The sequence below is a fragment of the Nocardioides sp. YIM 152315 genome, assembly GCF_029210375.1.
In the GTDB taxonomy this organism is placed as follows: Bacteria; Actinomycetota; Actinomycetes; order Propionibacteriales; family Nocardioidaceae; genus Nocardioides.
Genome location: NZ_JARGER010000006.1, coordinates 1 through 12221 on the forward strand (window position 1 = coordinate 1; position 12221 = coordinate 12221).

Here is a 12221-nt window from a genome sequence, read left to right on the forward strand (position 1 = left end):
ACCCGCCAGCTGAACCCGAGGCCGAGGGCAAAGTCACCGGAACCTTCCTTCCAGACAGGCGCCAGGGCGCATTCCTCAACCACCGTGGCGCCAGGGCGCCTTCCTCAACCACCGACGGTGCCTCAGGCCACTCTCGGCCAGGGAGCCTCGTCGGCGTCGGGGGGCGGGGGGATCCAGCTGGCCAGGGGAAGGCCGAGCCCCGAGAGTGGCGGCAGGTGGTCGAACTGGTCGAGGTCGGCGTCGGTGGCCACGGGGAAGCCGGAGCCGGCCGGGGTCTCCCAGCCGTCGAGGTCCACGATCTCCTCGGCGATGTCTGCGTCGACGGCCAGCACGAGCCTGTCGGCGCCGAAACGGTCCATCCACGACCACATCGTCGAGGCGGCGATCCGGCGCTCGGCCGCGACGTCGAGGGCGGTCGCCCGCTCGAGGTAGCGGGCGCCCCGGGTCGCCGTGACCAGGCTCGCGGCCAGCGCCGTGACCACCCAGACCGCGGCGACCACGCCGCACCAGCACAGTCCGACATGCATGTCCGGGTCCCGATGTCCGTGAGCTCGTCGAGGCCGCAGCCTCCCTAGAGAGGAAAGCGTGACTCCTCCGGGGCGAGAACGGGCCGAGGACTAGACCAGCAATCTTGCGCCGATCTTGAGGATGCCCGGGCCGGGTCTCAGTGGTAGGTCACCTTGACGGCGTCGGTGACCGGCACCGACTGGCAGCCCAGCCGGATGCCGTCCGCGAGGTCGTCGTCGTCGAGCACGTCGTTGTGGAGCATCTTCACCTCGCCCGCGAGTAGGCGCACGGCACAGGCCGAGCATTCACCCTCGCGGCAGGAGTACGGCGCCTTCACGCCCTTCGCCTCGAGGTGGTCCAGCATCTTCGTGCCGGGCGCCCAGTCGTCGAAGGCGTACTCCTCGCCGTCGAGCTCGACCTCGAGCCGGACCGGCCCCTGCGGCCGGCCCTCGTGCGAGGCCGGCTCCTGGGCGTCGTCGTCCTCGTCGCGCTCGGCGTCCTCGATCTCGTGCTCGGCGACCTCCTGGTCGTGCAGGTCGCCGAAGGGGTTGCCGCCCAGCGAGATGAACTTCTCCTGGTGCCGGCGCTCCCGCGGGAACTCCAGCTCCTTGAGCGCCGCGACCGTCAGCTTCATGAAGGGCGCGGGGCCACAGACGAACGCGTCGTACGACGCGAACGCCGACGCGAACGCCTTCAGCTGCTCCTGGCTCGGCAGCCCCTGCACCGACTCGAGCCAGTGCACGACCTGGAGCCGGTCCGGGTGCGCGGCAGCGAGCTCGGTGAGCTCGCGCGCGAAGATCACCGACGCCTCGTCGCGGTTGGCGTAGAAGAGCACGATCCGCCCGCTCCCCTGCTGGAGGGCAGTGCGGATGATCGAGATGACGGGCGTGATGCCGCTGCCGGCGGCGAGGAGCAGCAGGTCGGCGGACAGCGACGCCGGCGTGAAGATGCCGCTCGGCGGCAGCACCCGGATGCTGTCGCCCTCGCGCAGGTGGTCGCACACCCAGTTGGACGCGTAGCCGTCGGCGGTCCGCTTCACGGTGATCGTCAGCGGGCCGTCGCCGACCGGGCTGCTCGACAGCGAGTAGCAGCGCGCCGCGACGCCCGTCCGCTCCGACGGTACGGCGAGGGTCAGGAACTGCCCCGGCTTGTAGGCGAACCGCTCCTCGGCACCGGCGGGGACCTCGAAGGAGATGGAGTGCGCGTCGCCGGTCTCCTCGGCCACCTCCACGACCTTCAGCTCGAAGGACTCCTCACTCATGTGTCTAGTAACCGTCCTCGGCTCCGATGGGGATGCGGCCGGCGCGTGTGGCGGCCTCGATGCTGGCGATCATGCGGGGGCAGGCCGGGTGCGACTCGCGGCCGCCCGTACGTCGAGACAGCTCGGGGCAGTGGGCCCGCGCCTCGGCTGTCCACTGGATCGACGTGTGGTGCTCGCTGTTCTTCTTCACACCCACCTCGGCGAGGCAGTCCAAGCAGGCGACGTCGACGAGCCGCGCGGAGGTGTAGAGCCGCTGGTCCTCCAGCGTGTCCGGGCTGGTCGGGACGAAGGACGGCATCAGACGTCCGCGGTCGCGGAGTCCTCGGCCGCCTTCTTCGCGAGGTTGTCGGCGACCTCGTCCTGCCAGAACTCGTTGGCCTTGGTGGTGTCGACCTCGAACTCGAAGCGGTCGACCATCTCGGGTGCGATGTCGGCCCGGTCGACGTAGAACTGCTCGTACCACCGGCGGAGCTGGTAGACCGGGCCGTCCTCCTCGCACAGGAGCGGGTTCTGGACCGGCACCTTGTTCTTCCAGATGTGCACGTCCTGGAGGAAGCCCTCGCCGAACATCTGGGCGTACTTCTTCGCGATGAAGTTCGCGGTCTTGTCGTCGAGGCCCTCGGGCTTCTTCACGGTGATGCCGTACTGGAGCAGGAAGGAGTCGGGGCCGGTCGGGAGGTGGCAGTTGAAGAGGACGACCTCGGTGTTGAAGCCCTTGTAGTCGGTGTCGAGCCAGTTGATCATGTACGCCGGTCCGTAGTAGGTCGCCTCGGACTTCAAGAAGAGCTCGGCGTCGCCGTACCCCCCGCTCTTGTCGGGACGGCCCTTGGACTCCATGAACTGCGTCGCCTGGGTGCCCTCGAAGATGTTGCGGAAGCTCGTCGGGAAGGCGAAGTGCACGTAGTAGAAGTGCGCCATGTCGACGACGTTGTCGATGAGCTCGCGGCAGTGCGAGCCGACGATGTGCTCGGACTCCCAGACCCAGTCGGTGTACTCGCCCTCGGCCAGCCCCGGGAGCTCGGGCGGCAGGATGTCCAGGTCGGGCTCGGAGCCCTCGACGTCGTGCCAGATCAGCACCTGGTCGTTGCGGATCGCGACGGGGTACCTCTGGGTGCGTGCACGCAACGGGACCCGCCGGGCGTAGGGGATCTGCTTGCACTTGCCGTCGCCACCCCAGCGCCAGTCGTGGAACGGGCAGGCGACCTGGTCGCCCTTGACCTCGCCCTGGGTGAGGTCGCCGCCCATGTGCCGGCAGTAGCCGTCGAGGACGTGGATCTCGCCCGTCGAGTCCGCCCAGACGACCAGCTTGCCGCCGAACGCCTCGACGCCGTGCGGCTTGCCGTCGCGGAACGAGTCGGCCAGGCCCAGACAGTGCCAGCCGCGCGCGAAGCGCTCCGGCGGCGTTCCGTGGTCGAGCTGTCGGGTATCGCTCATGGACCCATTATGGACCAGAACGAGAACACGTTCTAGTCTGACCGGCATGCACATCGCTCTGACGCCCGAGCAGCAGGACCTCCGTGAGGAGCTCCGCGACTACTTCGCGGGCCTCGTCACGCCCGAGGTGAGGGCCGGGCTCGCCGCGGCGTCGGGCGAGTTCGGCGACGCCGAGGTCTACAAGGACGTGATCCGGCGGCTCGGCGCCGACGGCTGGCTCGGCATCGGCTGGCCGGAGGAGTACGGCGGCCAGGCCCGGTCGATGACCGACCAGCTGATCTTCACCGATGCGGCCGCGGCGGCCGGCGTGCCGATCCCCTACCTGACGCTCAACACCGTCGGGCCGACGATCATGCGCTATGGCACCGACGAGCAGAAGGCCCACTTCCTGCCGAAGATCCTCACCGGCGACCTGCACTTCTCGATCGGCTACTCCGAGCCCGGCTCCGGCACCGACCTCGCGTCGTTGAGGACGCGGGCGGTGCGCGAGGGCGACGAGTGGGTGATCAACGGCCAGAAGATGTGGACCTCGCTGATCCAGTACGCCGACTGGATCTGGCTCGCGTGCCGCACCGACCCCGACCTGCCCCGCCACAAGGGCCTCTCGATGATCCTGGTGCCGGCCGACTCCCCAGGCTTCTCCTACACCCCGGTGCACACGGTCGCCGGGGTGAGCACGAGCGCGACGTACTACGAGGACGTCCGCGTGCCGGCCGCCAACCTCGTCGGCGAGCTGAACGGCGGCTGGTCGCTGATGACCAACCAGCTCAACCACGAGCGGGTGGCGCTGACCTCGGCCGCACCGTTGACGCACTCGATCGAGATCGTGCGCACGTGGGCCCAGGACACCAAGGCGCCCGACGGCGAGCGCGTGATCGACAGCGAGTGGGTGCAGATCGCGCTCGGCCGCGCGCACGCCCGCGCCGAGGCGCTCCGGCTGATCAACTGGAAGCTCGCCGCCGACGCGGACGCCGGCGTCGACCTCTCCCCCGCCGAGGCGTCGGCCACCAAGATCTACGGCTCCGAGCTGGCGACCGAGGTCTACCGCACGCTCATGGAGGTCGTCGGCCCCAACGCCGGCGTCACCGCCGACTCCGAGGGCTCGGTCCTCCAGGGCCGGCTCGAGCGCTTCTACCGCTCGGCCCTCGTGATGACCTTCGGCGGCGGCACCAACGAGATCCAGCGCGACATCATCGGGTACGTCGGCCTCGGCCTGCCCGCTGCGAAGCGCTCGTGAGGAGGAGCTGACATGGACTTCCGGTTCACCCAGGAGCAGGACGAGGCCGCGGAGCTCGCGGCGAGCATCCTCGACGACCGCGCCACCAACGAGCGCCAGAAGGCCGTCGAGGCCGGCGGCGACCGCTTCGACCGCGACCTGTGGGCCGCGCTCGGCGAGGCCGGGCTGCTCGGGCTCGCGCTGCCGGAGAGGTACGACGGCGCCGGGCTCGGCCTGGTCGAGCTGTGCCGGGTGCTGGTGGAGGTCGGCCGCACGGTCGCGCCGGTGCCGCTCGCGGCCCATGGTCCGGCGACGCGGCTGATCGCCGAGCACGGGTCCGACGAGCAGCAGGCGCGGTGGCTGCCGCGTGCGGCCACCGGCGGCGCCGTCGTCACGGCGGCGGTCGCCGAGGAGCTGTCGTGGGCGCCGGAGCACCCGACCACGACCGCCACGCCGGACGGCGACGGCCACCGGCTGACCGGCAGCAAGGCCGTCGTGCCGGCCGGACCGTACGCCGACCTCGTGCTCGTCCCGGCCGCGACGCCGTCCGGCGTCGGTGTCTTCCTGGTCGAGCCGGGCGACTCCGGGGTGAAGGTCGTGGCACAGCGGTTCTCCGACCGCGACGCGGTCGCCCGGCTCGACCTCGACGGCGTGACCCTGGGGGCCGACCGGCTGCTCGGCGCCGCCGACGGGGCCGCGGACCACCGGCTGCGCCAGCTGATGGTGCTCGGCGGCGCGGCGGAGCAGCTCGGCATCACCGAGGGCGCGCTGCGATTGACCGCGTCGTACGCGAAGACGCGCGAGCAGTTCGGTCGGCCGATCGGCACCTTCCAGGCGGTCTCGCAGCGGCTGGCGGACGGCTACATCGACGTGCTCGGCCAACGGCTGACCCTGTGGCAGGCCGCATGGCGCCTCGACGAGGGCCTGCCCGCGGACACCGAGGTCGCGATCGCGAAGCTCTGGGCCGCCGACGCGGGCCACCGGCTCGCGCACACCGCGGTGCACGTGCACGGTGGCGTCGGCATCGACCTGGACGGCGAGACGCACCGCTACTTCACGGGCGCGAAGCGCTTCGAGCTCCTGCACGGTGGGGCCACCGAGCAGGCGTTGAGGATCGGACGGGCGCTGGCCGCACTGCCGGTGTGATCACGGCGCCGGCGACGGCTCCGCGTCGGCCTCGATGAACGGCGAGCCGCCGCCGAACGAGTCCGACACGGCCGCGGTGTCGAGCACACGGTACGGCGCGGCGGCGGTCGTCGCCCGCTGCCGGAGCGCCTCGACGGGCAGGTCGCCGCGCGAGGCGACCACGACCAGGTTGCCGAGTCGCTTCGCCCGCAGCGTCGCGGGCTCGGCGGTCAGCAGGACGTCGGGGAACGCCGAGCGCACCCCGGCCACGACCCGGCGGGTCCAGCCGAACGGCGCCCGGTCGGTGAGGTTGAGGGCGACGACGCCGACGGAGCCGAGGACCCGGCCCACGTCCGCGAGGAACGCACCGGTCACGAGCGCCCCGGGCACCCGGGCGTCGGCGAAGGCGTCGACGACCACGAGGTCCGCGCTGTCGTCGCGCAGCGCGGCGACGCCGGCCCGGCCGTCGACCGGACGCACCCTGATGCCGCTCCGGCGGGGCAGCGGCAGGCGGACGCGCACCAGCTCGGTCACCGCGGTGGCGGGCTCGAGGACCACCTGGGGCGACCGGGGCCGGGTCGCCGCGACGTACCGCGGCAGCGTGAGGCCGGCCCCGCCGACGTGCACCACGCGCAGCGGCGCGGCCGGTGGCCCGACCGCGTCGACCACGTCCCCGAGCCGGCGCACGTACTCGAAGACGAGCCGACGCGGGTCGGCGAGGTCGACGTACGACTGGTCCATGCCGGACATCCGGAGCACGTAGGAGTCCGGCCGGTCGGCCGGCAGGATCTCGGCGTCGGGCCCCATGGCCCGCAGCCTGTCACGCGCCGCCGCACGACCACACGAATCGGGGGACCCCACCGGGGCACCTCCTTCCACTAGTGGTCGTGCCCGTTGATACGTCGGGGGTATCCGTGCTCAGCGTGCGTGCATCGCAAGGCGGCGGCGCGACGGCATACCGGGTTGTCTACCGAGCGTCGCCAACGCAGCGAGGTGCGTGCGCTGGGTGCGTAGATCCCTGGTGAATCAATGGGGATGACCACTAGCGTCACGCCATGGGCGTGCTGCGCTGGGGCGACGTCGGACGGGCGGCCGTCGCGCTGGTCGGCGCCGTGCTCGGCGTCCTGATCGCCTCGTGGGTGGTGCCCAGCTTCGACGTCGGCTCCTGGGAGGATGCCGTGCTCGCGGCCGTCCTGATCGCGCTGTGCGGCGTCGTGCTGCGCTTCGTGCTCGTGCGGGGCGCCGTGCTCCTCGGCTGGGTGGGCGCGGTGCTGGTCGGGCTGTTCGGGCAGGCGCTCGCCGTGTGGGTGGTCGTCTACGCCCCGCACGGCGGCGACGCCGCAGACCTCGGCTGGGCGCTGCTCGCGTCGTGGATCATCGCGGCCGTCTCGACGCTCTTCGGCTGGGTGGCCACCGCCGGCACCGACGACGCCGTCACCGCCTCGCTGCTCCGGCGCGCGCGGCGCCACCGGCACCCGATCGCGGACCCCGAGGTCCCGGGCATCGTGTTCGTGCAGGCGGACGGCGTGCCCTACCCCGTGCTCGACTGGTGCGTGCGCGCCGGGACGCTGCCGACGCTGTCGCGGTGGGTGCGCAGCGGCTCGCACCGCGCCGTCGAGTGGCGCCCGAGGCTGCCGGCGACCACCCCCGCCAGCCAGATGGGCATCCTGCACGGCACGATCGACGGCATCCCCGCCTTCCGCTGGGTCGACCGCCCGAGCGGCAAGGTCTACGTCGCCAACCGGCCGGCCGACGCCGCCGCGATCGAGGCGACCCACTCCGACGGTCGCGGCCTGCTCGTCGACGACGGCGTCTCGGTGAGCAACCTCTTCACCGGCGACGCGCCCACGGCGTACGCCACCATGAGCGCGATCGGCCGCGGCCAGGAGACCCGCGAGTCCCGCCGGATCATGTCGGAGTACCTCAGCCGTCCGGCCGGCTTCGCGCGCAGCATGTCGCGTGCGATCAGCGAGATCGGCCGCGAGCGCTTCCAGTCCGCCCGCGCGCGGCGCCGCGACATCCGGCCGCGCGTGCACCGCGGCTGGTCGTTCGCGATGGAGCGCGCGGCGCTCACCGGTGTCATCCGCGACCTCAACACCACGCTGGTCGCCGAGTCGATGCTCCGCGGCCGGCGCAGCATCTACGTCGACTACGTCGACTACGACGCGGTCGCCCATCACGCCGGCATCCTGCAGCCGGAGTCACTGGACGCACTGGCCGGCATCGACGCCGTGCTCGCCCAGCTTGAGGCCGTCGCCGCGGTCGCACCCCGGAAGTACCACCTCGTCGTGCTCTCCGACCACGGCCAGTCGCAGGGTGCGATCTTCGCCGACCGGTACGGCGAGGACCTCGCGGCGGTCGTCACCCGGCTGACCGACTCGGCCGCGGTCGTCTCGGTCGAGAACGCCGAGGGCAGCGGCTCGCTGCACTCGATGGTGGCCGGCGGCGCCGGCGACGACACCGTCCTGGGGCGAGCCCTCCGCCGGGCCGCGGCGCGCGCGTCCGACCGGGTCGCCGCGGAGACGTTCGAGACCCGCAACCCGGGCAAGGAGCAGCAGTTCCTGGTCTTCGGGTCCGGCAACCTGGGGCTCGTGTACGTCGCGGGCGAGCGGCACCGGCTCACGATCGACGAGCTCGCCCTGCGCTTCCCGGCGCTGGTTCCCGGGCTCGTGGACCACCCGGGCGTCGGCTTCGTGGTCGTCGAGTCCGCCGAGCACGGTCCGGTGGCGATCGGCGCGGCGGGCGAGCACCGCGTGCGCGACGGGATCGTCGTCGGCGACGACCCGCTCGCGGCGTACGGCGCCCACGCCGCCGGCTTCGTGCTCCGCGCCGCCACCATGGCGGAGGCGCCGGACATCTACGTCAACAGCCTGATCGACGACCTCGACGAGGTGGCGGCGTTCGAGGGGCTGGTCGCCTGCCACGGCGGGCTCGGCGGCTGGCAGGACCGCGGCATGGTGGTGCACCCCGTCGACCTGGAGATGCCCGAGCAGATGGTCGTGGGCGCCGACGCCCTGCACCGGGTGCTCGTCGGCTGGCAGGAGCAGCTGGGCCACCGCGCCGCGCTCCGCGAGGGGGCGAACCCGTGAGCGCCTCGCCGGGCACCACCACCGTCGCGCCACGGGCGGGCCGGCGCCGGATCACGGCAGGCTTCTTCGTCGCCGGCACCGGATCCCGGTCCCGACGGCCGATCGACGTCGCGCTCGCGGTCGTCGGCCTGCTCGTCGCCCTCGGCTGCGCCCGCGCCGCCGCCCACCGGGGCCTGCTCGACGGCGCCGTGCGTGGCGTCGCCGACGACCTGCCGCGCTGGGCGACCGCGCTGTTCGACGCGGCCTACGCGCTCGGCTCGGTCTACGCGATCGGCGTCGTCGTCGCCGTCGTCCTCACCGCGCCGCGACGGGGCCGGCTGCCGTTCGCCGTGCTGGTGGCCGTCGGCGCGGCCGTGGGCGGCGCGATCGTGGCGTCGTACCTCGCCGGCGCCGGGCTCCCCGAGGTCGACCCGGGACCGGTGCGCAGCGGCTCCCCGCACGGCTTCCCGACTCTGCGCGTCGCGGTGGTCACGGCCGTCCTGATGGTGCTGCGGCCGTTCGTGGTCGTCTCGCTGCGGCGCTTCCACGTCGCCGTGGTCGGGGTGCAGTGCGTGGCCGCGTGGGCGATCGGCATCGCCGGCCCCACCGACGTCCTGGGGGCGCTCGCGATCGGCATCGCCGCCGCCGGACTGACCCTCGTGATCGTCGGGTCCCCGGCGGGCCATCCCAGCCTGCACCAGGTGGCGGCCACCCTCGCCCAGCTCGGCATCGAGGTGACGGGGCTCCGTTTCGCCGCACGCCAGCCGTGGGGCGCGCGCATCCTGTACGCCGCCGCGGCCGACGGTCGACCGCTGCTGGTCAAGGTCTACGGGCGCGACGCCACCGATGCCCGGCTCGCGGCGCGCTGGTGGCGCACGCTGCTCTACCGCGACCAGTCCGCGCCCGGGGCGACCCGGCTCCAGCTGGTCGAGCACGAGGCACTGCTGACGGTGCTCGCGGAGCGGGCGGGCGTGCACGTCGACGAGCTGGTCGCCGCGGCCGAGAGCTCCGGCGACGCCGTCCTCGTGCTCGGCGCTCCGGCGCCGTCGCTGGAGGGTCGGGCGGAGGTCGACGACGAGACACTGCGCGCGGTCTGGGACGCCGTCGCCCGACTGCACGGCGCGGGGCTCGTCCACGGGGAGCTGACGCTCGCCCACGTCGCGATGACCGAGGGGCAGCCGGTGCTCTCGGAGTTCGGGTCCGGGGTCGTCGCCGCCGACGCCGTCGAGCGCGCGCGGGACGTCGCCGTGCTCCTCAGCAGTCAGGCCCTGGTCGCCGGCCCCGAGCGCGCCGTCGCCGCGGCGCTCGCCGGGATCGGCACCGACGCGGTCGCCTCGGCTCAGCCGTACCTCCAGCGCGCGGCGATGCCGAGGTCGCTGGGCGGGCCGGGACTCAAGTCCGTGCTGCCGGCGCTCAGCACGGCGATCACCGAGCGCACCGGCACCCCACCGCCCGAGCCGGCCGAGATCGTCCGCATCCGCTGGCGCGACCTCCTGCAGACCGGCTTGATCCTGTTCGCGGCGTACGCCCTGCTCACCACGCTGGTCGAGCTCGACTGGGGCACGGTCTGGGACACGTGGCGCAACGCCACGTGGAGCTGGGTCGTCATCGGCCTCGTCGTCGCCCAGGCGACGTCGTTCGCCGACGCCGCGACCGCGATGACGACCGTGCGCACGCGGCTGCCCCTGGTCCCCCTGGTGCAGCTGCAGTACGCCGTGAAGACCGTCGGGCTCGCGATCTCGGCCACGCTCGGCCGAGTGGCGCTCTACACGGCGTTCCTGCGCCGCTTCGGCGAGGGCCCCGCGACCGCCGTCACCGCCAGCGCCCTCGACTCCTTCGCCGGCGCGGTGGCCAACGTCGTGGTCGTCCTGGTCGCGGTGCTGCTGGCCTCGAGCATGCCGGACGTCGAGCTCTCGGGGCCGGGCAACCTCGACCGGATCATCGTGCTGTTCGTGATCGCGGTCGCGCTGTCGGCACTGGCGGTCGCGCTGGTGGCCAGGCTCCGCAGGCACGTGGTCACGGCGGTGCGCAGCGCGTGGTCGTCGCTGCGGGTCGTGACCGACAGCCCGACCCGCGCCCTCGGCCTCTTCGGCACCAACCTCGCGTCGCTGATGATCACCGCGGTCGCGATGTGGTGCATGGTCGAGGGCCTGCAGCCGTCGCTGCCCTACGCCACCGTCCTCTTCGTGACGGCGGCCGCCGCCCTCTTCGCGAGCATCATCCCGGTGCCGGGCAACGTCGGCGTCGGCGAGGCCGCGATCGCCGCCGGCCTGGTCGCCGTCGGCGTCGACAGCGGACCGGCGTTCGCCATCGCGGTGACGCAGCGACTCGCCACGTCGTACCTGCCGCCCGTCTACGGTGCCTGGGCGCTGCGCTGGCTGCGCAGGGAGGAGTACATCGACTGACGGCCCGACCCCCGCCGCCGCCCGTGCCGACCTGTCGCTAGGCTCGCGCTATTGCAACCTGATTGCAACAAGCGAGGAGGGTCAGTGGCGTCGGACACCGCCGTCAGACCGGCGACCGGGCAGCCGACTCCCCCGGACGTGTTGGGGCTGCGGGCGAGCCGACGGCGTACGACGCTCTGGCTCGTCGGCCTGACGCTCGGCCTGGTCGCGACGGTCGTGGTGGGCGTCGGCGTCGGTGCGTTCTCGGTGCCGGCCGGCACGGTCGCGCAGGTGATCGGCCACCACCTGGTGGGGTGGCCGGCCGAGCGCACCTGGAGCGCGCCGGCCGACGCGATCGTGTGGCAGGTGCGGTTGCCACGGGTAGTCCTCGGCGCGCTGGTGGGGGCCGGGCTGGCGATCTGCGGTGTCGCCCTGCAGGCGATGGTGCGCAACGTGCTGGCCGACCCCTACCTCCTCGGCGTCAACTCGGGCGCCTCCAGCGGCGCGGCCGCGGCGATCCTCTTCGGCGTCGGCGTCGGCTATGTCGAGTACGCCCTGCAGGCCACGGCCTTCCTCGGTGCTCTCGCCGCCTCGCTCCTGGTGTTCCTGGTCGCGCGGAGCGCCGGGCGGGTCACCTCGATCCGTCTGCTCCTCGCGGGCGTCGCGGTCGGCTACGCGCTCTACGCACTCACCAGCTTCCTGATCTTCGCCTCCGGCTCGGCGGAGGGCGCCCGGTCGGTGATGTTCTGGCTGCTCGGGTCCCTCGCCCTGGCCCAGTGGAACGTGCCGCTGGCGATCGTGGCGGTCGTCGTCGTGGGTGCGGTCGTGCTGCTGACGGCCTGGGGTCGTCGGCTCGACGCCCTCTCGATCGGTGACGAGACCGCCCACACGCTCGGCGTGCGACCGGAGCGATTCCGGCTCGTCCTGCTCGTCGTCGTGGCGCTGTGCGTCGGGGTGGTCGTGTCCGCCTCGGGGAGCATCGGGTTCGTCGGCCTGGTGGTGCCGCACCTCGCCCGCCGCGCCGTGGGCGGGCGGCACGTCCGCGTCGTCGTGGTCGCCGCCCCGATGGGCGCGATCCTGCTGATCTGGGCCGACGTCCTCGCCCGCACGCTCTTCGCGCCCCAGGAGATCCCGATCGGGATCATCACCTCCCTGGTCGGCGCGCCGTTCCTCCTCGTCCTCATCCGCCGGCTGCACGCGACCAGCGCGTAGCCCACGTCCACACC

Annotated in this window: 10 protein-coding genes; 5 read left to right on the plus strand and 5 right to left on the minus strand. The window is 73.0% G+C overall.

From position 1 onward, the window contains the following. Positions 1-122: 122 nt before the first annotated feature. The 4 genes from PZ894_RS00280 to PZ894_RS00295 form a co-directional block, all read right to left on the minus strand. Entirely contained in the window at positions 123-527 is a 405-nt protein-coding gene (locus tag PZ894_RS00280) for a hypothetical protein (RefSeq protein ID WP_275741286.1), read from the minus strand. 137 nt (positions 528-664) lie between these two features. Next, complete coding sequence (locus PZ894_RS00285; protein ID WP_275741287.1) at positions 665-1768, minus strand: ferredoxin--NADP reductase; 1104 nt, start codon at positions 1766-1768, stop codon at positions 665-667. Positions 1769-1772: 4 nt separating this feature from the next. Beyond that, entirely contained in the window at positions 1773-2066 is a 294-nt protein-coding gene (locus PZ894_RS00290) for a hypothetical protein (protein WP_275741288.1), read from the minus strand. Beyond that, a complete protein-coding gene (locus PZ894_RS00295; RefSeq protein WP_275741290.1) occupies positions 2066-3202 on the minus strand; it encodes a Rieske 2Fe-2S domain-containing protein in 1137 nt (378 codons plus the stop codon). Before PZ894_RS00295 ends, PZ894_RS00290 begins: the two co-directional genes overlap by 1 nt. A 46-nt stretch (positions 3203-3248) precedes the next feature. Here PZ894_RS00295 and PZ894_RS00300 point away from each other — a divergent pair, with 46 nt between their 5' ends. Both PZ894_RS00300 and PZ894_RS00305 read left to right on the plus strand, forming a co-directional pair. Further along, positions 3249-4439, plus strand: a complete 1191-nt coding sequence (locus tag PZ894_RS00300; protein WP_275741292.1) for an acyl-CoA dehydrogenase family protein — start codon at positions 3249-3251, stop codon at positions 4437-4439. A 12-nt stretch (positions 4440-4451) separates the two neighbouring features. Beyond that, on the plus strand, positions 4452-5564 hold the full coding sequence (locus PZ894_RS00305) for an acyl-CoA dehydrogenase family protein (RefSeq protein WP_275741294.1): 1113 nt from the start codon (positions 4452-4454) through the stop codon (positions 5562-5564). Here the strand turns inward: PZ894_RS00305 and PZ894_RS00310 are convergent, their stop codons facing one another. Then, positions 5565-6350 (minus strand): fused MFS/spermidine synthase, encoded by a 786-nt coding sequence (locus PZ894_RS00310; RefSeq protein WP_275741296.1) that lies wholly within the window; start codon positions 6348-6350, stop codon positions 5565-5567. It lies immediately after the preceding gene. A 248-nt stretch (positions 6351-6598) separates the two neighbouring features. Here PZ894_RS00310 and PZ894_RS00315 point away from each other — a divergent pair, with 248 nt between their 5' ends. From PZ894_RS00315 to PZ894_RS00325, 3 genes are all read left to right on the plus strand, one after another. After that, the gene (locus PZ894_RS00315) at positions 6599-8632 is read left to right on the plus strand and encodes an alkaline phosphatase family protein (RefSeq protein ID WP_275741298.1); all 2034 of its coding nucleotides are present in this window, start codon (positions 6599-6601) and stop codon (positions 8630-8632) included. Continuing rightward, a complete protein-coding gene (locus PZ894_RS00320; protein ID WP_275741300.1) occupies positions 8629-11016 on the plus strand; it encodes a lysylphosphatidylglycerol synthase domain-containing protein in 2388 nt (795 codons plus the stop codon). The genes PZ894_RS00315 and PZ894_RS00320 overlap by 4 nt, the downstream gene beginning before the upstream one ends. A gap of 84 nt (positions 11017-11100) precedes the next feature. Continuing rightward, on the plus strand, positions 11101-12207 hold the full coding sequence (locus PZ894_RS00325; RefSeq protein WP_275741302.1) for an iron ABC transporter permease: 1107 nt from the start codon (positions 11101-11103) through the stop codon (positions 12205-12207). Positions 12208-12221 lie beyond the last annotated feature (14 nt).

Bases quoted from the DNA above. Each gene is read 5' to 3' on its own strand.
- PZ894_RS00280 (WP_275741286.1), bottom strand. From the start codon at position 527: ATGCATGTCGGACTGTGCTGGTGCGGCGTGGTCGCCGCGGTCTGGGTG.
- PZ894_RS00285 (WP_275741287.1), bottom strand. From the start codon at position 1,768: ATGAGTGAGGAGTCCTTCGAGCTGAAGGTCGTGGAGGTGGCCGAGGAG.
- PZ894_RS00290 (WP_275741288.1), bottom strand. From the start codon at position 2,066: ATGCCGTCCTTCGTCCCGACCAGCCCGGACACGCTGGAGGACCAGCGG.
- PZ894_RS00295 (WP_275741290.1), bottom strand. From the start codon at position 3,202: ATGAGCGATACCCGACAGCTCGACCACGGAACGCCGCCGGAGCGCTTC.
- PZ894_RS00300 (WP_275741292.1), top strand. From the start codon at position 3,249: ATGCACATCGCTCTGACGCCCGAGCAGCAGGACCTCCGTGAGGAGCTC.
- PZ894_RS00305 (WP_275741294.1), top strand. From the start codon at position 4,452: ATGGACTTCCGGTTCACCCAGGAGCAGGACGAGGCCGCGGAGCTCGCG.
- PZ894_RS00310 (WP_275741296.1), bottom strand. From the start codon at position 6,350: ATGGGGCCCGACGCCGAGATCCTGCCGGCCGACCGGCCGGACTCCTAC.
- PZ894_RS00315 (WP_275741298.1), top strand. From the start codon at position 6,599: ATGGGCGTGCTGCGCTGGGGCGACGTCGGACGGGCGGCCGTCGCGCTG.